Raw genomic sequence first — 19,938 nt, 5'->3', positions numbered from 1 at the left:
ACTTTAATACAGGCTGTCCCAAATGAGAAAACTCATGAAGGCAGCCTTTACAGGTTGAATAAAGAAGAGAGATTTCTTTTTTTTGCTAACACTTTCTTTTACGATACTTTTTATGTAAGATGTACATAGTGGATGTGATGATAATGATAAAAAGTATGACTGGTTTTGGCCGCGGAAAAGCGGAAGTGGAAAATCGATCAGTAACAGTGGAAATGAAGTCTGTTAATCATCGTTTTTGTGAAATTGTTATCCGTATGCCAAGACAATTAATTGAAATTGAAGATAAAATAAAAAAAATCGTTCAAACATACATAAAACGTGGTAGAGTAGAAGTATTTGTTACTATTTCAGGTGAAGAAATGGCAAAAAAGAAACTGCAGACGGATTGGCAGCTGCTTGAGGAATACATGAATGCGTTGCAGCAAGTAAAAGAAAAGCACGGGCTGTCACAATCTGTTCAAATTCAAGACATTTTACACATGCCTGAAGTGATGACAACTTATGAAGAAGAAGCTGATCAGACGAGTATTCATGGTGCAATCTTTGAAGCCGTTGAAGCTGCTGTTCATCAGTTAGTGGATATGCGGAAACGAGAGGGATCAGAGCTGTATCACGATTTAATGGGATACTTACAGGACATTCAAGACATTCGCGAAAAAATTACACAGCTTGCTCCTGAAGTTGCTGAACAATATCGCGAGCGTATTAAAAGAAAGCTGAGCGACTATTTAGAAGGTACTTTCGATGAGCAGCGAGTGCTGACTGAAGTAGCTATTTTTGCTGAAAAAGCAGATATTAGCGAAGAACTTACGCGAATTCAAAGTCATGTTTCACAATTTATTCAAGCATTAAATACACCTGATTCAGTAGGACGCAAGCTGGATTTTCTTGTTCAAGAGCTGAATCGTGAAATGAATACAATCGGTGCGAAGGCAAATAATGGTACTATTGCTCAGTATATTATTAGTATGAAAGCACAACTAGAACGCATAAAAGAGCAGGTTCAAAATATTGAATAGCCTTCGTGTAAGATAAAGATTATATTGGTATAGCAGGAGGCTTCTTATGAGCGGTAAATTAGTGAACGTTGGATTTGGAAATTTTATTTCTTCTAATCGTATAATCTCTGTCGTTCATCCTGAATCAGCTCCAATCAAACGCATTATTCAAGATGCAAAAGATCGAGGCTCTTTAATAGATGCAACGCAAGGACGTAAAACACGATCTGTTATTGTTATGGATAGCGATCATGTTATTTTAGCTCCTGTACAGCCAGAAACTGTGTCGCAGCGACTTATAAACAAAGAAGAATTATTAGAAGGGTAGGTCACTTGAACCGATGATTGAAAGAGGTTTATTAATTGTTCTTTCCGGACCATCAGGTGTTGGAAAAGGAACGGTACGAAAAGCATTGTTTGAGCAAGAAGACATTAAATTGCAGTATTCTATCTCTGCAACAACAAGGAAGCCCCGCGAAGGTGAAGTAGACGGCGTTGACTATTTCTTCAAACCACGCGAAGAGTTTGAGCGCATGATTGAAAACAAGAAATTATTAGAGTGGGCTGAATACGTAGGCAACTACTACGGTACCCCGGTTGATTATGTAGAACAAACGTTATCTGAAGGAAAAGACGTATTTCTAGAAATTGAAGTGCAAGGTGCTCTTCAAGTGAAAGAAGCATTTCCAGAAGGTTTGTTCATCTTCTTGGCACCGCCGAGTTTATCAGAGCTTAAAAGTCGTATCGTAAACCGCGGTACTGAAACAGAAGACTTAATCAATAACCGTATGCGCGTGGCAAAAGAAGAAATTGAACTTATGGACGCCTACGATTATGTTGTAGAAAATGACAAAGTAGAAAATGCTTGTGCTCGCATCCGTGCTATCGTAACGGCTGAACACTGCCGTCGTGATCGTATTTCTGCGCGCTATAAAAGAATGCTGGAGGTAGAATAAACATGCTTTATCCATCAATTGATTCCCTAATGGAAAAATTAGATTCTAAGTACACGCTTGTGACAGTAGCTGCAAAACGCGCTCGTCAATTACAGCTTCACAATGATACGCCGATTGAAAAGCCGGTTTCTTATAAGTTTGTAGGCTGTGCTTTAGAAGAAATTAATGCTGAACAATTAAGCTATAAGCAAGGTGTAGCAGAAGAAGATTCTAAACATCAGTAAGTGAAAAAATAACAACCTACTTTATAGGTTGTTATTTTTTTGATGCTTTTGTTTGTATTCAAGCAGGATAGTGAATGTCTCACTACAAAAATGGTATAATAATTGAATTGAAAAGCTTTAGATAGTTACCCGAGTAAACAAGCGGATGCTGGTTGAGCGGGATAAATAGATGGGGGCATAATGATGAAGGGAAAACGAATTTTATTATGTGTTAGCGGCGGAATCGCCGTATATAAAGCCGTAGCTTTAACAAGTAAATTAGTACAAGCAGGAGCGGAAGTTAAAGTAATGATGACTGCTTCAGCACGCGAGTTCGTAACGCCGCTTACGTTTCAAGCTCTGTCTCGAAACCCAGTTTATACAGATACGTTTGATGAAAAAGATCCATCTGTGATTGCACATATTGATTTAGCCGATTGGCCCGATTTAATTTTAGTGGCTCCTGCTACGGCTAATATGATAGGGAAAATAGCAAATGGTCTTGCAGATGATATGATTTCCACAACGCTGCTGGCTTCTACTGCACCTGTGTGGATTGCGCCTGCAATGAATGTTCATATGTACGATCATCCCGCTGTTAAAAAAAATATGAGCACTCTTTCATCATTTGGTTACTCTTTTGTAGAACCAGGAGAAGGGTATTTGGCATGCGGTTATGTAGGAAAAGGTCGTCTTGAAGAGCCAGAAACAATTGTTTCACTAATCGGCTCTTATTTTTCCAAAGTATCAGATACACAAAAAATCTTTGACGGTATCAATGTATTGGTTACAGCAGGACCTACGGTAGAACGCGTTGATCCCGTCCGATTTTTCACCAATCGCTCTACTGGGAAAATGGGCTATGCTCTTGCAGAACAAGCTGCTAAGTTAGGTGCATCGGTAACACTTGTAACGGGACCGACGAATTTAGAGTATCCAAAAGGGGTGCAGGTTGTTCAAATTGAAAGTGCGCAGCAGATGCTTGAAGCTGTTATGCAGCGCTATCATGAAGCAGATGTTGTCATTAAATCAGCCGCAGTGGCAGATTACCGACCAAAGTATGTGTTTGATCAAAAGATGAAAAAGCAGCCTGGTGAAGCAGTATTAGAGCTAGAGAGAACAACAGATATTTTACGCACGCTTGGAGAGCGAAAAGAACACCAGCTTTTAGTCGGCTTTGCAGCAGAAACAGAACAAGTGGATGAATATGCACAAAAGAAACTTGCATCTAAAAACTTGGATATGATTGTAGCCAATAACGTGACGACAGAAGGAGCAGGTTTTGGGACGGACACAAATATTGTGACGCTCTATAAGCGAAGCGGAGAGTCTAAAGAACTTCCCATTCTTTCAAAACACGATGTAGCTACCGAGGTGTTAAAAGAAGTGAAGGAAATGTTAGAAGGGCTGAGAAAATGAGTGTAGCTAGTGTAATTGTGGACGTGGCTGCTAAACAAACAGATCGAGCTTTTGACTACGCCATTCCTGACAAATGGAAAGGAATTATTGTTCCGGGTATGCGAGTTGTCGTTCCGTTTGGTCCAAGAAAAGTTCAAGGGTTTGTGGTGGCTCTTAAAGAAGAGGCTGAAGTTAAGCGTGTTAAACCAATCGCTGACTTGCTTGATTTAACGCCGGTTCTGACTCCTGAACTGTTAGAGATTGGGCACTGGCTAACAGAAAAAACGCTTTGTTTTATGATATCGGCTTTTCAAGTCATGCTGCCTGCGGCGATGAAAGCAAAATATGATAAAGAACTGTCACTCCTTTCAAAAGAGGCATACGAACAGCTTCATGAGCAAGTCAAGCCGTTTTTTCAGCCAAGATCCTCGCTGAAGTGGAGTGAAGTGGAAAAAACAGCCGCTGCTCCTGCTTTTCACCGTGATATTCAAAAAGGTCTAATTGAAGTCGTCTACGTGGTGAAAAACAAAGGAAACAAAAAAACGACAAAAGGCGTAAAACTGAATCAAAGCCTTGAAGACATTCAACAGTTTATGAACGAGTTAAATAAGCAGGCAGAAAAGCAAAAGCAAGTGCTGGCTTTTATGCTCGAGCGAAATGAAGAAGTAGCCATAAAAGAAATAGCGGAAGATTTGCAGATTACCTCCGCTCCTATAAAAGCGCTGATTAACAAAGGACTCTTAGAGGAAACGGAAATTGAAATATACCGTGATCCTTATCAAGATCGATACTTTACACCGTCAAAGCCATTTCAATTGACCGATGAACAAGCTGAGGCAATCGCACCGATTCTGCAGGACATCGAAGAAAATCTTCACGATGTGTTTTTAATGTATGGAGTAACGGGAAGCGGAAAAACAGAAGTGTATCTCCAATCGATTGATCAAGTATTAAAAAAAGGAAAAGAAGCGATTATGCTTGTTCCGGAGATTTCACTTACCCCTCAGATGGTCAAGCGGTTTAAAGAGCGGTTCGGCTCAAAAGTTGCTGTGCTTCATAGCGGCTTGTCTACTGGAGAAAAATACGATGAATGGCGAAAAATTCAGCGAAAAGAAGTATCCGTTGTAGTAGGGGCCCGCTCTGCTGTATTTGCTCCATTTGAAAATTTGGGCCTTCTTATTATCGATGAAGAACATGAGACGAGTTATAAACAAGAAGAAAACCCCCGTTATCATGCCAGAGATGTAGCCATTTACCGAGGGCAGCATCATCAGTGTCCAGTCATTTTAGGAAGTGCAACACCAACGCTTGAGTCCTTTGCAAGAGCGCAAAAAGGTGTATATAAGCTACTGACGTTAAAGCAAAGAATGAATAAGTCATCGATGCCGTCGGTGGATATTGTTGATATGAGAGAGGAACTTCGCAGCGGCAATCGCTCTATGTTTTCAACTATGCTGTTTGAAAAGATGAAAAACCGTTTGGAAAAAGGAGAGCAAATCGTTTTATTTTTAAATAAAAGAGGCCATTCTTCTTTTGTTATGTGCAGGGACTGCGGTTACGTTCCGACATGTGAGCACTGTGAAATTTCACTAACGTATCACCGCTATCAAAATAAATTAAAATGCCATTACTGCGGACACGAAGAACATGTGCACACTGAGTGCCCGGAATGCCACAGCGAACATATCCGCTTTTTTGGATCTGGTACACAAAAAGTGGAAGAAGAATTAACAAAAGTGCTGCCTGAGGCTAGAGTCGTGCGAATGGATGTTGATACGACAAGCCGAAAAGGCGCGCATGAAAAGCTCCTGAACAAGTTTGCAAGTGGAGAAGCGCAAATTTTACTAGGGACCCAGATGATTGCCAAAGGGCTAGACTTTCCAAACGTCACGCTTGTAGGCGTTTTAACAGCAGATACGATGCTGAATTTACCTGACTTTCGTGCATCTGAAAAAACGTTTCAGCTTTTAACACAAGTAAGCGGAAGAGCAGGACGCCACAAGCTTCCAGGAGAAGTAGTGATTCAAACGTACACGCCTGAGCACTACAGCATTCAACTTGCGAGTCAGCATGATTACGATGCGTTTTATAAGCAGGAGATGGAAATTCGTAAAATGCATAAATATCCGCCTTTCTTTTACTTGGCGCTTGTAACGGTATCTCATGAAAATATTGCAAAAGTGGTGTCTGTTACAGACAAAATTTCGCAGTATCTGGGTCAGAAACTTTCGCCGCAAACAACAATCTTAGGGCCAGTCGCATCTCCCATTGCTAAGATAAAAGATAGATATCGCTATCAATGCATGTTAAAATACAAGCTGGAACCAAGCCTGATTCCGCTGTTGAAATATATATTAGAACGTTATCAAGCGGAAATGCAGAAGGAAAATTTAACGATTACAATTGATTTGAATCCATACTCGATGATGTAACTAGTCGTCTTGATGGCGTTAAAGAAGAAGCTTTTTGGATATAAATAGAAAGAATAAAGGAGGTGCCTATTTGGCTAAGCTTAAGCTTGTTTACCATCCTAATGAAGTACTTGAACAAGAGTGTGAAGTGGTTAAAAACTTTGATAATAAATTAGCGAAATTACTAAACGGCATGTATGATTTAATGCTTGAAGCAGACGGTGTGGGTCTAGCTGCTCCTCAAGTAGGAGTTCTGCAGCAAGTGGCAGTGGTAGACGTGGACGATCGACACGGTAAAATTGAGTTAATTAATCCGGTAATTATTGAGCAACGAGGCGAACAAATCGGTCCAGAAGGCTGCCTAAGTTTTCCGGGCCTTTTTGGTGACGTGGCTCGAGCTGATTATGTGAAAGTATGTGCGCAAAATCGTAAAGGGAAACCTTATTTTATAGAAGCAAAAGGTTTTTTAGCACGAGCCATTCAACATGAAATTGATCACTTACACGGTGTATTGTTCACGGAAAAAGTAACAAAGTATTACGAAGAGGATGAACTAGAAGGGTAGGTTTTACACGATGAAAGTCGTATTTATGGGAACGCCGGATTTTTCAGTGCCGGTTTTACAAACATTACTTAAAGATGGATATGAAGTGGTCGCAGTGGTTACACAGCCGGACCGACCAAAAGGACGCAAGCGCGTATTAACACCTCCTCCTGTAAAAGTTGAGGCGTTAAAACATGAAATACCTGTACTGCAGCCAGAAAAGATTCGTTTAGAAGAAGAATATCAGCAAGTGTTAGCGTATGAGCCTGACCTAATTGTAACAGCGGCTTTTGGTCAAATTTTACCAACTCCTATTTTAGAAGCGCCTAAATACGGCTGTATTAACGTACATGCTTCTCTGTTACCTGAACTGCGCGGAGGCGCGCCGATTCACTATTCAATTCTACAAGGTAAGCCGAAAACTGGTGTTACAATTATGTATATGGTAGAAAAATTAGATGCAGGTGATATCTTAACACAGGTAGAAGTTCCGATTGAAGAACGTGATCACGTGGGCACACTTCACGATAAACTCAGCGCTGCTGGTGCAAAATTGCTTTCAGAAACCATTCCTTCTCTTGTGAAAGGTGAAATTACGCCGGTTAAACAAAACGATGGCGAAGCGACATTTGCTTCTAATATTAAGCGTGAACAAGAGAAAATTGATTGGGCCCGTACAGGAGAAGAAATTTATAATCATATCCGCGGACTTCATCCTTGGCCCGTTGCTTATACAACAGCAGACGGTCAAGTCATGAAAATTTGGTGGGGAGAGAAAGTATCCGCATCAGGCAAACCGGGTACCGTTTTATCACTTGAAGAGGACGGATTTGTAGTAGCAACTGGAAATGAAACAGCTATTAAAGTGACGGAACTTCAGCCGGCTGGAAAAAAACGTATGGATGCAGCGCAGTATTTACGAGGTACATCCGTTGAAGTCGGAACAGTATTAGGGGATGTCAATGAGTAAGTACAACGTTCGAGACATAGCTTTAGATATTTTACTAGCTATTGAAAAAAATCAGGCATTCAGCAATCTATTGTTAAATAACAGTATACAAAAACGTGGTATTCAAGGGAAAGATGCAGGGCTGCTAACGGAAATTGTGTATGGAACGATTCAAAGACGTGATACGTTAGATTACGGGTTAGCCCCCTTCTTGAAAAATCCCAAAAAACTTCAGCCTTGGGTGCGAGTGCTGCTTCGTTTATCTCTTTATCAGATGATGTATTTAGATCGAGTACCTGACCGGGCAATCCTTCATGAAGCAGTAGAAATTGCTAAAAAACGTGGTCACAAAGGAATTGCCTCAATGGTAAACGGCGTTTTACGAAATATTCAGCGCAGCGGCACGCCTTCTTTAGAAGAAATACAAAATCCTGTGGAGCGCTTGGCAATTGAAACGAGTCATCCAGTATGGCTTGTAAAACGCTGGGTGGAACAATATGGATTGGACAAAACACGCGGAATCTGTTTAGCTAATTTAATGGCCCCTAAACAAACAATCCGAGTAAACAGTGCACGCTTTACGCAAAATGAAGTAAAAGAAGCGCTTGAAAAAGAAGGTATTGTTGTAGAACCAGGCCATTTTGTAGAAGAAGCGCTAGAAGTTCAAAAAGGAAATGCAGCTCATACACAAGCATTTCGTGAAGGAATGTTTACCGTTCAAGATGAAAGCTCTATGTTAGTAGCTCATGCGCTAGGTGCAGAAGCAGAAGAGCTGATTTTAGATAGCTGTGCTGCACCGGGAGGAAAATCAACTCATATTGCAGAGCAGCTTAAAAACAGTGGTAGAGTTATTTCCTTGGACATTCATGACCATAAAGTAAAGCTGATTGCCCAGCAGGCAGAGCGTCTGCATCTTACCAATATTGAGCCGACGGTTCAAGACAGCCGCAAAGCAGGCGAACGGTTTGATAAAGAAGTGTTTGACCGCATCTTAGTGGATGCTCCGTGCTCAGGTTTTGGTGTAATGAGACGTAAACCTGATTTGAAATATACAAAAACTGAGCAAGATGTAAAGCAGCTGGCGCGTATTCAACAAGATATTTTAAATGCGGTTGCGCCTTTATTAAAAAAAGGCGGGACCCTTGTATATAGTACATGTACAATTGACCGGGATGAAAATGGGGATGTTGTAGCAGCATTTTTAGCAGATCATGCTGATTTTCAAAAAGATGAAACCCTCGCTGCACGCATGCCGCAAAGACTTAAACAAAACGTAAAACATGGTGAAATTCAATTGCTGCCAGATGCACAAAGCGATGGGTTTTATATTGCATGTTTACAGAAGAAGGTGTAAAAATGGAAGAAGTAGCTAAAAGAAAAGTAAAAGCAGAAGAAAAAGCGCAAAAACCATCTATTTATTCATTAGAAATGCACGACCTAGAAAATTGGTTAGTAGAACACGGAGATAAGAAGTTCCGTGCTAAACAAATTTTTGACTGGTTATATGTTAAACGCGTAACGGACTTTGACGATATGTCAAACTTATCTAAAGGATTACGTGAACAATTAAAAGACAAATTTGCATTAACGACATTAAAAACAGTTGTTCAGCAAACGTCTGGAGACGGCACGATGAAGTTTTTATTCGAACTCCATGACGGTTATACGATTGAAACGGTGCTTATGCGTCATGAATACGGAAATTCTGTCTGCGTAACAACTCAAGTTGGCTGTCGCATCGGCTGTACGTTCTGTGCGTCTACTCTTGGAGGTTTAAAGCGTAACTTAGAAGCTGGAGAAATCGTAGCGCAAGTAGTAAAAGTACAAAAAGCGCTAGATGAACAAGGAGAACGCGTGAGCTCTGTCGTAATTATGGGTATTGGGGAGCCATTTGATAACTATGATGAAATGATGCGCTTCTTAAAAACAATTAACAGTGATGATGGATTAAATATTGGTGCACGTCATATCACAGTATCGACAAGTGGAATCATTCCAAAAATCTATAAGTTTGCTGATGAAAAAATGCAAATCAATTTTGCGATTTCACTTCACGCTCCAAACAATGACATCCGCTCACGCTTAATGCCGATTAACCGTGCGTATAAACTTCCTGATTTGATGGAAGCCATTAAATATTATACGGATAAAACGGGAAGACGTATTAGCTTTGAGTATGGTCTATTCGGAGGAGTAAACGATCAAGTAGAGCATGCGGAGGAATTAGCGGATTTGATTAAAGACGTTAAATGTCACGTGAACTTGATTCCGGTAAACTATGTGCCTGAGCGTGATTATGTTCGTACACCGCGTGAACAGATTTTTGCATTTGAACGTACGCTTAAAAAGCGTGGCGTTAACGTGACTATTCGACGTGAGCAAGGTCATGACATCGATGCAGCTTGTGGCCAATTACGTGCGAAGGAGCGTAAAGAAGAGACGAGGTGATTGTATGGCAACTGTCTTCATGACAGACCGAGGGAGAGTTAGACAACACAATGAAGATAACGGAGGGGTATTTTTGAACCAACATAATCAGCTGCTTGCAATTGTGGCTGATGGTATGGGAGGTCATCGAGCTGGCGACATCGCCAGTGAGATGGCGGTTCAAAAATTGCAAATAGCGTGGGAAGAAGCGAACAAAGTAACGTCTCCTGATGAGGCGACGCAGTGGATTCGTACGCATGTTTCGCAAATTAATCAAGATATTTATCGGTATGCTCAGGAGCATGAAGAGTGTAAAGGCATGGGTACGACAGTTGTACTTGCTTTATGCGCCGATACGTTTTGTGCGATTGGTAATATAGGAGACAGCAGGTGCTATATTTCCAATGAATATGGATTTCAACAAGTAACAGAAGATCATTCTCTTGTGAATGAACTCGTAAAAAATGGTCAAATCACAAAAGAAGATGCTGAACATCATCCGCGAAAAAATATCTTATTGCGAGCACTAGGTACCGAAGAAAATGTTAGTTTAGATGTAAAAACAATTGAAGTGGAAAAAGAAGATCGATTATTATTATGTTCAGATGGACTGACAAATAAGGTAACGGAACAAAAGCTGAACGAAACGTTATCAACAAGTTCATCACTTCACGAAAAGGGTACGAGCCTGATTCAATTAGCAAATGAGCTTGGTGGAGAAGACAATATTACACTTGCAATTGTGGACTTTACATCTGAAAGTGGGTGAGAGTGTTGCTAATAGGTAGACGGCTAAACGACCGTTATAAGGTATTGCAAGTAATTGGTGGAGGCGGAATGGCAAACGTCTATTTAGGTCGCGACATGATTTTGGATCGTGATGTGGCAATTAAAGTGCTTCGTTTAGACTTTGCAAGTGACGATGCGTTTATAAAGCGTTTCCATCGAGAAGCTCAATCTGCTACGAGTATTGCTCATCCTAATATTGTCAGCATTTATGATGTTGGAGAAGAAGAAGATATTTACTATATCATCATGGAATATGTACCGGGTATGACATTAAAGCAATACATTCTGCAAGAATCACCATTATCTCTTGATAAAGCCATACATATTATGACGCAGATTACATCAGCTATTGCCCATGCTCATCAGTACGGAATTATTCACCGGGATATTAAGCCTCAAAATATTTTAATTGATCATGATGATACCATTAAAGTTACTGACTTCGGCATTGCCGTAGCACTAAGTTCTACAACCATTACGCATACTAATTCTGTTTTGGGCTCTGTTCATTATTTATCTCCTGAACAGGCAAGGGGAGGGCTTGCGAATAAGCGTTCTGATATTTATTCGCTTGGCATCGTCCTATTTGAATTGCTAACGGGTCGAGTCCCTTTTTCTGGGGAATCGGCTGTGTCAATTGCATTAAAACATTTACAGACAGAAACACCTTCTCCAAAAAGGTGGAATCCATCTATCCCTCAAAGCGTGGAGAATGTTGTATTAAAAGCAACAACTAAAGATCCATTTTACCGATACAGTTCCGTCGAAGAACTCGAAGCGGATTTACAGTCTGCTGTTCATCCAAATCGTTATAATGAACAAAGATTTACGGTGCCTGATGATGAAGAAGTGACAAAAGCCATTCCCGTTATTAAGGAGGATTTTGTTGAATCCGAAGAAACGCACGTACCTGTGAGAAAACCACCTCACTTAGAGCGCGAAGAACAAGAAGAAGAAGAAGTAAAGCCGAAGAAAAAAAAGAAGAAAAAGAAAAAAGGCAAAAGCAAGCTGATTGTAACGCTTGTTTTAATTTTTTTGCTGCTGGCAGCTGCTAGCGTAGCCGCCGTTACATTCATTCCGGCTTTATTACTGCCAAAAGACGTAAAGGTTCCTGATTTACATAATCAAGATTATGAATCAGCTGTAACCGATTTAGTTTCTTTAGGCTTTAAAGTGAAGAATCCTAAAGATATATCTGATAATGAGGTGGAAGAAGGCGACGTGGTTAAAACGATGCCAGAAGCGGGAGACGTGATCAAAGAAGGCTCTAACGTCATTATTTATCGAAGTACAGGAAAGAAAAAAGAAGCATTTAACCGGTACATTGGAAGAAGCTTTACGGAAGTAAAAAGTCTGTTAGAAAAGCAGAATTATAAAGATATCCAATCCATCGAAGTTGAAAGCACAGAACCAAAAGGCAATATTACAGATCAGACGCCTAAAGAAACCGAACAAGTCGTGCCGGAAGATACAACGGTTACGCTATGGGTAAGTAAAGGTCCGCCGAAGATTGCATTAAAGGATTTCTCGGGCTGGACGGAAAAAAGCGTAAAAGATTATGCATCAGATGAAGATATTGAAGTGGACGTAAAAACAGCGTATTCCGACACTGTTGAAAAAGGTCTTGTGATGTCTCAAAAGCCTGCAGCGGAGCAGAGTATTGAGCAAGGTGATAAGCTCACCATTACGGTCTCAATGGGCAAAGAGCCAAAAGCTCCTCAAACGGTGTCAGTGGATGTTACCATTCCGTATAAAGAAGAGGCTGACACCGAAGCAAGCACGGAACAAGGCGACGCAACGGAAACAGGCGATGCCACTGAAACAGAAGAGGAAAAGCCAAAGCCGCAAAAAGTACAAATTTATATCGAAGATGCAGATAACGATATGTCGGTTCCTGCTAAAGAACTAACGATTACTGAAACAACAAAAGAATCATTCGATGTTTTAGTTGATGAAAATGAAAAAGCGTCTTATAAAATTGTCCGAGACGGGGAAGTTATTGAAGAAAAAGACGTTGAATATCCAGAGTGATAGGAGTGAGGTTATGCCAGAAGGAAGAATTATTAAATCCCTTAGCGGATTTTATTATGTTCTTCATGACGGACAAGTAACGCAATGTCGAGGACGAGGTGTTTTTCGTAAAAAGAAGGTAACGCCTTTAGTCGGTGACAATGTAGTATTTCAGGCGGAAAATAAGCTTGAAGGATATATACTTGAAATTAAAGAACGTAAAAATGAATTAGTTCGTCCCCCAATTTCAAATGTTGATCAGGCGCTGCTTGTTTTTTCAGCGATTGAACCTGATTTTAGTACAATGCTTCTTGACCGATTTTTAGTGTTAGTGGAGTCTAATCATATTGAACCTATTATTTGTATTTCAAAAGTAGATCTTTTATCACAGCAGCAAAAGCAAGAAATCGAGCAATATGCCGAAGAATATCGTAAAATAGGATATGAGGTCATTTTAACGTCGACAGTCACAGAAAAAGGCATGGAACAAATTCAGCCGTTATTTGAAGATCGCGTAACGGTTATTGCTGGACAGTCAGGTGTAGGTAAATCTTCACTGCTAAATACGCTTAAACCAGAGCTTGAGTTAAAGACAAATGATATTTCAATGTCACTTGGAAGAGGAAAGCATACAACACGTCATGTAGAACTGATTTCGTTTGGTGAAGGTTTAGTAGCTGATACGCCAGGCTTTAGCTCACTGGAATTTTTAACGTTAGAAGTAGAAGAGTTGACCGATTGTTTTCCTGAAATGTCGCGTTTGAGTGAACAGTGTAAATTTCGAGGTTGTTTGCATGTGAAAGAACCAAAATGTGCGGTGAAAGAAGCATACGAACAAAAAGAAATTCCGAGTTATCGCTACGAACATTACTTGCAATTTATTGAGGAAATTAAGCAAAGAAAGCCGAGGTATTAAAAATGACAAAAATCGCACCTTCCATTTTATCTGCCAATTTTTCAAAGCTTGCTGAAGAAATTCGTGAAGTTGAAGCAGGTGGAGCAGACTACATCCATATAGACGTCATGGATGGCCATTTTGTTCCTAATATTACAATTGGACCGCTTATCGTTGAGGCTGTACGCCCTGTCACAACACTGCCATTAGATGTGCATTTAATGATTGAAAACCCAGATCAATACGTTCCAATGTTTGCAAAGGCGGGTGCTGATATTTTAACGGTACATGCTGAAGCGTGTACTCATTTGCACCGCACCATTCAATTAATCAAAGAGCACGGCATGAAAGCAGGCGTTGCTTTAAATCCTGCAACGCCAATTGACGTGGTAAAGCATATCTTAGAAGATATCGATCTTATTTTATTAATGACGGTGAACCCAGGCTTTGGAGGACAAAACTTCATTCCAAGTGTACTGCCGAAAATTGAGCAAATCTCTCAGCTTATTGAAATCCGTCACCTTTCTATTGAAGTAGAGGTTGATGGAGGAATTAATGAAGAAACAGCAAGAAAATGTGTAGAAGCAGGAGCAAATGTCTTAGTGGCTGGCTCAGCTATTTATAATCAAGAAGATCGAGCTGGCGCAATCAGCCAAATTCGCACAACTGTTCAAGCGTAAGTAATAAAAGCTGCTGTGTACAACGGGTAGAACTTGTACACAGCAGCTTTTTCTTTTAGGATAAAGAAAACATATTTATTTCGTTCATTTTTTAATAGAAAAGGAGCATATACATAATGAAAATTCATATTCTAGCAGGGGGACCGGATGAACATATGCCACTCCTGCACCAATCAAATGATGTAAAGTGGGTAGGAGTAGACCGGGGCGTATTCCTGCTTCTTCAACAAGACATTTTGCCCGTGAAAGCATTCGGAGATTTTGATTCCATTACAAATGCGCAGCTTAAGCGAGTGAGAGAAGCATTACAAGATGTTGAATTGTATCCTGCGGAAAAAGATGCAACTGATTTGGAACTTGCTTTTGAGTGGGCAATAGAGCAAAAACCGGACAGTATTTGTATCTTTGGAGCAACAGGTGGAAGACTTGACCACATGTTTGGAAGCATTCAGCTCCTGTACAAAGGCTTAAAAAAGAAAGCGAATGTACAAATGATTGACAATCAAAATATCATTCAATTGTTTGAACCAGGCACTTATCATGTTGATCGTTTAAAGGAGTTTCACTATATTTCATTCGTTCCTTTTGCCGGCGGTGTAAAAGAGCTTACGCTAGAAGGTTTCAAATATCCGCTCAATAAGCATGAAGTAGAACTCGGCTCAACTTTATGTATTAGCAATGAACTTATTCAACAAAGAGGTACTTTTTCATTTACAAAAGGCATATTAATGATGGTAAGAAGCAATGATAAACGTTGCTTGTGATGAAGTATGGAAAATGAGAGCAGGACATAGGGCTTTCTTTAAAAGGAGATAAAGTGTGGAGACGGTTAGGAGGGACAGTATGAAATTCTATACAATCAAACTTCCAAAGTTTTTAGGTGGGATCGTAAAGGTCATGCTTAATTCGTTTAAAAAAGATTAACAACGCCGGAATAATAAAAGAAGCACCATAAAATATGGTGCTTTTTCATTATAAAGATTAAACGCGTTGAACTTTACCAGACTTAAGGGCTCTAGCTGAAACGTACACACGTTTTGGTTTACCGTTCACTAAGATACGTACTTTTTGAACGTTAGCACCCCATTTACGCTTAGTAGCGTTCATTGCGTGAGAACGTGCGTTACCTGAACGAGCTTTTCTACCAGTTACTACACATTTGCGTGCCATGATTTTCCCTCCTAACACCAAAAAAACTACTCAATTCTGTTTTGAGAAATACTATATTAATTTATCACAGCCTTAAAGAGAATGCAATAGTTCTGGAGAAAAGCTTTCAAGAAATTTTCCTTGACATATAAAATGAATCTATGTTCAATAATATAGAGAGTAGAAATAGGTATAACTTGGACAATTACTTATTTTAAGACAAGTTGATACCCAATACTGTCATCTTTAAAAGGGACAAGCTGGACGCCTCTTTTAAAACGAGATTGATTATAGTAGAATATTTATAACCTATGAAAGTAGAAAGGGGAACGAGTATGTCCATCGAAATGAAAACGAAGTATGGTCAAATTGATATTTCTACAGATGTAATTGCAACAATTGCTGGAGGAGCAGCTGTTGATTGTTACGGGATTGTCGGAATGGCTTCAAAAAATCAGCTTAAAGATGGTCTTACAGAAATTCTTCGCAAAGAAAACTTTACACGAGGTATTGTGGTAAGACAAGAAGAGGATGACGTACATATCGACATGTACATTATCGTAAGCTATGGAACAAAAATTTCTGAAATTGCTCATAATGTGCAAACAAAAGTAAAATACACGCTGGAACAAACGGTTGGTCTAACGGTTGATTCAGTAAATATTTATGTGCAGGGTGTTCGTGTAACGAACGTTTAATTAAGGAGGAAGATTCGTGTCAATGACAACGTTGGACGGAAAGCGGTTTAGAGAAATGGTGCTTCAAGGAGCCCAGCATCTATCTAACAATGCAGATTACGTGGATGCGCTGAACGTTTTTCCTGTACCAGATGGTGATACTGGAACAAATATGAACTTATCGATTACGTCTGGTGCTAAAGAAGTGAAAAATAAACTATCTGATCACATCGGTCAAGTGAGTCAAGCTTTGTCTAAGGGCTTATTGATGGGCGCGCGCGGTAATTCAGGAGTTATTTTATCTCAATTATTCCGCGGTTTTGCGAAATCGGTTGAGCAAAAGTCAGCGATTACAACAGTTGAGTTTGCTGAAGCTCTTGAGCTTGGTGTAGAAACTGCTTATAAAGCTGTTATGAAACCAATCGAAGGAACCATTTTAACAGTAGCTAAGGATACTGCTAAAAAAGCAGCGGCTGTTGCTAAAAAGCAATCTGATATGATTCTGTTCATGGAAGAAGTACTTAAGGAAGCTAATGCTTCGTTAAATCGCACGCCAGATCTTTTACCCGTGTTAAAAGAAGTAGGCGTAGTGGATAGCGGAGGTCAAGGGCTTGTTTTAATTTATGAAGGGTTTTTAGCTGAATTAAAAGGTGAAAAACTTCCGGGTGTACCCATGTCAGCTCCTTCGATGAATGAACTTGTAAATGCTGAGCATCATAAGCATGCGCAAAGCCATATGAATACAGAAGATATTGAATTTGGCTATTGTACAGAATTTATGGTAAGGCTGGAAGAGGATAAGCCCGCAGCTAAAACATTTTCTGAAGAAACGTTTCGCCAAGATTTAAGTAAATGGGGCGACTCGTTGCTTGTAGTATCTGATGATGAAATTGTGAAAGTTCATATTCACGCCGAGCATCCTGGAGAAGTGTTAAACTACGGGCAGCAATATGGAAGTTTAATTAAAATGAAGATTGAAAACATGAGAGAACAGCATAGCAGCATTGTTTCAGATGAAGAAAAGCCTGCAGTAAAAAAGGCTGAAAAACAGCCCTTTGGCATTGTTACTGTATCAATGGGAAAAGGAATTGCTGAATTGTTCAAGAGCCTTGGGGCAACGGTTGTCATTGAAGGCGGACAAACAATGAATCCAAGTACGGAGGATATTGTCAAAGCGATTGAAGAAACAAATGCAGAACAGGTACTTATTTTACCTAATAACGGAAATATTGTAATGGCTGCTAACCAAGCGGCTGCTGTTGCGGGCAGTCACGTTTCGGTTGTCCCGTCTAAAACGGTTCCTCAAGGAATGACAGCGCTGCTATCATTTAATCCTCAGCAAAGCTTAAAAGAAAACGAGGAAGCAATGACAGAAGCTCTGCAGCACGTAAAAACAGGGCAAGTAACGTATGCAGTTCGCGATACAAATATTGATGGTCTTGAATTAGCTAAAGGCGATTTTATGGGTATTGCCGAAAAGAAAATCGTCGTAAAAGATTCAGAGAAATTAGAAGCAGCGAAAAAGCTATTGACTTATATGATTGATGACGAAGCGGAAATCCTTACGATTCTTCAAGGAGAGGATGTCTCAGACGATGAAGCTGAAGCGCTAACATCGTTTGTAGAAGAAACGTTTGAAGAAGTTGAGGTAGAGCTTCATAAAGGAGATCAACCTTTATATTCTTACATTTTTGCAATTGAATAACAAAAAAAGAAGCACTCCTCTCAAGGGGCGCTTCTTTTTTGTGTTTTTTAAGTTAAATACGAACTATTTTATTTTTACATGTTGTAATCGTTCGGCATATTAGGTATATTAGTTGAAAAGAACCCGTTTGTATGGTAGTTTTGAAAACTGATTGAGTCAAATGTGAAAGAAAACAGCATGAGAGGAGAGGCAACAGTGGATATTTTAAAAGGAACAGGTTTATTGTTATTAGTTTTATTTTTATTTTGGTTGTTTAGCAACAAGGCACCTTATGGCATGAAAGCGATGGGGGCTCTGGCAAGCGGAGCGGTGGCTGCGTTTCTCGTAGAGGCCTTTCAGTCATATGTAGGAGGAGATTTACTAGGTATTTCATTCTTAGGTGAAGTTGGAAAGGCTGCAGGAGGAATGGGAGGAGTTGCAGCAGCTGCACTAGTTGCTTTGGCGTTAGGAGTATCTCCTGTATATGCTCTTATGATGGGCGTGGTGTGTTCAGGACTAGGCTTGCTCCCTGGATTTTTTGCGGGATACCTCATGGCATTTGTAGTGAAATTTATTGAGAAAAAGGCACCTGCTGGTCTAGACTTATTAGGCAATATCTTAATTGCAGCACCTTTAACAAGATTAATTGGTAATGCATTCTCACCTATTGTAGATGCGACGCTTTTAAATATTGGAGGAATTATTAAAGATACAACAAGTGCTAGCCCTATTTTGATGGGAATTATTTTAGGGGGAGTTATTACAGTAGTAGCAACGGCTCCGCTTAGCTCAATGGCTTTAACGGCTATGCTAGGGTTAACGGGATTGCCTATGGCGATTGGAGCTCTTGCTGTGTTTGGTTCTTCTTTCATGAACTATGTGCTGTTTGATCGATTAAAAATTGGGGATCGTCGTACAACCATTTCAGTTGCAGTTGAACCTTTAACACAAGCGAATATTATTTCAGCCAATCCAATTCCTATTTACATTACCAACTTTGTTGGAGGGGCACTAGCGGGTGTAGTTGTGGCTCTGTTCGGATTAGTAAATGATGCTGCAGGCACGGCAACGCCAATCGCAGGACTTGCAGTGATGTTTGGGTTTAATGACCCTATGAAGGTCACAATTTGTGCAGTACTTTGTGCACTAGCGGGAGCATTAGCTGGGTTTATAGGTTCAGTTGTTTTTAAAAACTTTAAAATTAAAACAGTAGACGATGTAGCTTCAGAGCAAGAAGCAGCGTAAGTAATTCATCTTTTCCTGCATAACATAGCAAAAAAAACGGTGTGCTTATCCTATTTTTATGGATAAATACACCGCTTTTTTTGTGCGTGAATCTCTAATAAAAATGAGAATTTTTAAATTTTTTAAGAGCGTGAAACAAAGCTTCCAAAAAGTCAAAAGCTCAAGTAACATATAAGTAATAACAATGTCTAAATAGCAGGGGGAAAATCCTTATGAAATATAAATCTGTCTTTGATATTATTGGTCCGGTAATGATTGGACCATCTAGTTCACATACGGCTGGTGCAGCGCGTATTGGACGCGTTGCCCGAACACTCTTTGGTAAGCAGCCCACAAAAGTTGTGGTTTCATTGTACGGTTCTTTTGCGCAAACGTATAAAGGGCACGGAACAGACGTAGCGTTGATTGGCGGTATTTTAGATTTTGATACATTCGATCAGCGTATTCCGGAGTCTTTGGACTTGGCTAAAAAAGAAGGAATTGACGTCACATTTGTTGAGGAAGCGGCAATCACCGATCATCCGAATACTGCTCGCATCAAAATGAGCGACGGATTAAAGGAAATTGAAGTTGTTGGAATTTCAATTGGCGGAGGAAAAATTCAAATTACGGAGCTTAACGGATTTGAATTAAATTTATCAGGCATGAATCCAGCTATTCTCGTTGTGCATAATGATCGATTTGGTGCCATTGCGACCGTTACAAATATTTTGATGAAACATTCAATTAATATCGGACATATGGAAGTATCTCGCAAAGAGCGCGGCGAAGTAGCGCTTATGGCAATTGAAATGGATACGAATATTGAAGATGATGTAATTGAAGAGTTAAAAACATTGCCTCACATTATTCAAGTAACAAGAATGGTTGAATAGGAAAGGCCTGGGAGAATAAATCGAATAATTATATATGGTTCTAAAGTG

Annotated in this window: 21 protein-coding genes; 20 read left to right on the top strand and 1 reads right to left on the bottom strand. The window is 39.9% G+C overall.

What is annotated here, in order from left to right; genetic code table 11:
- Positions 1-143 precede the first annotated feature (143 nt).
- The 16 genes from LJY09_RS20980 to spoVM all read left to right on the top strand — a co-directional run bounded on the left by LJY09_RS20980 (position 144) and on the right by spoVM (position 15,184).
- Positions 144-1,019 (top strand): YicC/YloC family endoribonuclease, encoded by an 876-nt coding sequence (locus LJY09_RS20980; protein ID WP_155010530.1) that lies wholly within the window; start codon positions 144-146, stop codon positions 1,017-1,019.
- A 46-nt stretch (positions 1,020-1,065) separates the two neighbouring features.
- The gene (locus tag LJY09_RS20975) at positions 1,066-1,326 is read left to right on the top strand and encodes a DUF370 domain-containing protein (protein WP_013084831.1); all 261 of its coding nucleotides are present in this window, start codon (positions 1,066-1,068) and stop codon (positions 1,324-1,326) included.
- 13 nt (positions 1,327-1,339) lie between these two features.
- Positions 1,340-1,954, top strand: a complete 615-nt coding sequence (gene gmk / locus LJY09_RS20970; RefSeq protein WP_013058927.1) for a guanylate kinase — start codon at positions 1,340-1,342, stop codon at positions 1,952-1,954.
- A 2-nt stretch (positions 1,955-1,956) separates the two neighbouring features.
- On the top strand, positions 1,957-2,178 hold the full coding sequence (gene rpoZ, locus LJY09_RS20965) for a DNA-directed RNA polymerase subunit omega (protein ID WP_013058926.1): 222 nt from the start codon (positions 1,957-1,959) through the stop codon (positions 2,176-2,178).
- Positions 2,179-2,358: 180 nt separating this feature from the next.
- Positions 2,359-3,576: a bifunctional phosphopantothenoylcysteine decarboxylase/phosphopantothenate--cysteine ligase CoaBC gene (gene coaBC, locus LJY09_RS20960; RefSeq protein WP_098999577.1), complete on the top strand. Its 1,218-nt coding sequence runs from the start codon at positions 2,359-2,361 to the stop codon at positions 3,574-3,576.
- Positions 3,573-5,987, top strand: coding sequence for a primosomal protein N' (gene priA / locus LJY09_RS20955; protein WP_155010529.1), 2,415 nt, complete (start codon positions 3,573-3,575; stop codon positions 5,985-5,987). The genes coaBC and priA overlap by 4 nt, the downstream gene beginning before the upstream one ends.
- Before the next feature lie 70 nt (positions 5,988-6,057).
- Complete coding sequence (gene def, locus LJY09_RS20950) at positions 6,058-6,531, top strand: peptide deformylase (protein ID WP_155010528.1); 474 nt, start codon at positions 6,058-6,060, stop codon at positions 6,529-6,531.
- Positions 6,532-6,541: 10 nt separating this feature from the next.
- Complete coding sequence (gene fmt, locus LJY09_RS20945; RefSeq protein ID WP_028411455.1) at positions 6,542-7,480, top strand: methionyl-tRNA formyltransferase; 939 nt, start codon at positions 6,542-6,544, stop codon at positions 7,478-7,480.
- Positions 7,473-8,813 carry a 16S rRNA (cytosine(967)-C(5))-methyltransferase RsmB gene (rsmB, locus tag LJY09_RS20940; RefSeq protein ID WP_155010527.1) on the top strand — a complete coding sequence of 447 codons (1,341 nt, stop codon included), beginning with the start codon at positions 7,473-7,475 and terminating at the stop codon, positions 8,811-8,813. The genes fmt and rsmB overlap by 8 nt, the downstream gene beginning before the upstream one ends.
- A gap of 2 nt (positions 8,814-8,815) precedes the next feature.
- Positions 8,816-9,907 carry a dual-specificity RNA methyltransferase RlmN gene (rlmN, locus tag LJY09_RS20935; RefSeq protein ID WP_014458400.1) on the top strand — a complete coding sequence of 364 codons (1,092 nt, stop codon included), beginning with the start codon at positions 8,816-8,818 and terminating at the stop codon, positions 9,905-9,907.
- A gap of 4 nt (positions 9,908-9,911) precedes the next feature.
- The gene (locus LJY09_RS20930) at positions 9,912-10,655 is read left to right on the top strand and encodes a Stp1/IreP family PP2C-type Ser/Thr phosphatase (protein ID WP_028411452.1); all 744 of its coding nucleotides are present in this window, start codon (positions 9,912-9,914) and stop codon (positions 10,653-10,655) included.
- Between the two features lie 5 nt (positions 10,656-10,660).
- Positions 10,661-12,706, top strand: coding sequence for a Stk1 family PASTA domain-containing Ser/Thr kinase (gene pknB, locus LJY09_RS20925; RefSeq protein ID WP_047751791.1), 2,046 nt, complete (start codon positions 10,661-10,663; stop codon positions 12,704-12,706).
- 13 nt (positions 12,707-12,719) lie between these two features.
- Positions 12,720-13,601, top strand: coding sequence for a ribosome small subunit-dependent GTPase A (gene rsgA, locus LJY09_RS20920; RefSeq protein ID WP_013058917.1), 882 nt, complete (start codon positions 12,720-12,722; stop codon positions 13,599-13,601).
- Between the two features lie 2 nt (positions 13,602-13,603).
- Positions 13,604-14,260, top strand: a complete 657-nt coding sequence (gene rpe, locus LJY09_RS20915; protein ID WP_013058916.1) for a ribulose-phosphate 3-epimerase — start codon at positions 13,604-13,606, stop codon at positions 14,258-14,260.
- 116 nt (positions 14,261-14,376) lie between these two features.
- Positions 14,377-15,024 (top strand): thiamine diphosphokinase, encoded by a 648-nt coding sequence (locus tag LJY09_RS20910; protein ID WP_028411450.1) that lies wholly within the window; start codon positions 14,377-14,379, stop codon positions 15,022-15,024.
- Between the two features lie 79 nt (positions 15,025-15,103).
- Complete coding sequence (spoVM, locus tag LJY09_RS20905) at positions 15,104-15,184, top strand: stage V sporulation protein SpoVM (protein ID WP_016765421.1); 81 nt, start codon at positions 15,104-15,106, stop codon at positions 15,182-15,184.
- Positions 15,185-15,241: 57 nt separating this feature from the next.
- Here the strand turns inward: spoVM and rpmB are convergent, their stop codons facing one another.
- A complete protein-coding gene (rpmB, locus tag LJY09_RS20900) occupies positions 15,242-15,430 on the bottom strand; it encodes a 50S ribosomal protein L28 (protein WP_013058914.1) in 189 nt (62 codons plus the stop codon).
- A gap of 314 nt (positions 15,431-15,744) precedes the next feature.
- Here rpmB and LJY09_RS20895 point away from each other — a divergent pair, with 314 nt between their 5' ends.
- The 4 genes from LJY09_RS20895 to sdaAB all read left to right on the top strand — a co-directional run bounded on the left by LJY09_RS20895 (position 15,745) and on the right by sdaAB (position 19,890).
- Positions 15,745-16,107, top strand: coding sequence for an Asp23/Gls24 family envelope stress response protein (locus tag LJY09_RS20895; RefSeq protein ID WP_013058913.1), 363 nt, complete (start codon positions 15,745-15,747; stop codon positions 16,105-16,107).
- Positions 16,108-16,123: 16 nt separating this feature from the next.
- Entirely contained in the window at positions 16,124-17,791 is a 1,668-nt protein-coding gene (locus LJY09_RS20890; protein ID WP_028411449.1) for a DAK2 domain-containing protein, read from the top strand.
- A 195-nt stretch (positions 17,792-17,986) separates the two neighbouring features.
- Positions 17,987-19,015, top strand: a complete 1,029-nt coding sequence (locus LJY09_RS20885) for a PTS sugar transporter subunit IIC (protein WP_016765419.1) — start codon at positions 17,987-17,989, stop codon at positions 19,013-19,015.
- A gap of 212 nt (positions 19,016-19,227) precedes the next feature.
- Complete coding sequence (gene sdaAB / locus LJY09_RS20880; protein WP_028411448.1) at positions 19,228-19,890, top strand: L-serine ammonia-lyase, iron-sulfur-dependent subunit beta; 663 nt, start codon at positions 19,228-19,230, stop codon at positions 19,888-19,890.
- The last annotated feature ends 48 nt before the right edge of the window (positions 19,891-19,938 follow it).

It is taken from the genome of Priestia sp. J2 (assembly GCF_020790095.1).
Lineage (GTDB): Bacteria > Bacillota > Bacilli > Bacillales > Bacillaceae_H > Priestia > Priestia zanthoxyli.
Note: the sequence above shows the minus strand (reverse complement) of the source record. Positions and strands in the feature narration are given on the sequence as shown.

Coding starts and splice junctions, on each gene's coding strand:
- LJY09_RS20910 (WP_028411450.1), top strand. CDS start 14,377: ATGAAAATTCATATTCTAGCAGGGGGACCGGATGAACATATGCCACTC.
- gmk (WP_013058927.1), top strand. CDS start 1,340: ATGATTGAAAGAGGTTTATTAATTGTTCTTTCCGGACCATCAGGTGTT.
- LJY09_RS20975 (WP_013084831.1), top strand. CDS start 1,066: ATGAGCGGTAAATTAGTGAACGTTGGATTTGGAAATTTTATTTCTTCT.
- LJY09_RS20930 (WP_028411452.1), top strand. CDS start 9,912: ATGGCAACTGTCTTCATGACAGACCGAGGGAGAGTTAGACAACACAAT.
- LJY09_RS20980 (WP_155010530.1), top strand. CDS start 144: ATGATAAAAAGTATGACTGGTTTTGGCCGCGGAAAAGCGGAAGTGGAA.
- priA (WP_155010529.1), top strand. CDS start 3,573: ATGAGTGTAGCTAGTGTAATTGTGGACGTGGCTGCTAAACAAACAGAT.
- rpe (WP_013058916.1), top strand. CDS start 13,604: ATGACAAAAATCGCACCTTCCATTTTATCTGCCAATTTTTCAAAGCTT.
- rpoZ (WP_013058926.1), top strand. CDS start 1,957: ATGCTTTATCCATCAATTGATTCCCTAATGGAAAAATTAGATTCTAAG.
- LJY09_RS20895 (WP_013058913.1), top strand. CDS start 15,745: ATGTCCATCGAAATGAAAACGAAGTATGGTCAAATTGATATTTCTACA.
- rsmB (WP_155010527.1), top strand. CDS start 7,473: ATGAGTAAGTACAACGTTCGAGACATAGCTTTAGATATTTTACTAGCT.
- rsgA (WP_013058917.1), top strand. CDS start 12,720: ATGCCAGAAGGAAGAATTATTAAATCCCTTAGCGGATTTTATTATGTT.
- spoVM (WP_016765421.1), top strand. CDS start 15,104: ATGAAATTCTATACAATCAAACTTCCAAAGTTTTTAGGTGGGATCGTA.
- sdaAB (WP_028411448.1), top strand. CDS start 19,228: ATGAAATATAAATCTGTCTTTGATATTATTGGTCCGGTAATGATTGGA.
- fmt (WP_028411455.1), top strand. CDS start 6,542: ATGAAAGTCGTATTTATGGGAACGCCGGATTTTTCAGTGCCGGTTTTA.
- rlmN (WP_014458400.1), top strand. CDS start 8,816: ATGGAAGAAGTAGCTAAAAGAAAAGTAAAAGCAGAAGAAAAAGCGCAA.
- rpmB (WP_013058914.1), bottom strand. CDS start 15,430: ATGGCACGCAAATGTGTAGTAACTGGTAGAAAAGCTCGTTCAGGTAAC.
- coaBC (WP_098999577.1), top strand. CDS start 2,359: ATGATGAAGGGAAAACGAATTTTATTATGTGTTAGCGGCGGAATCGCC.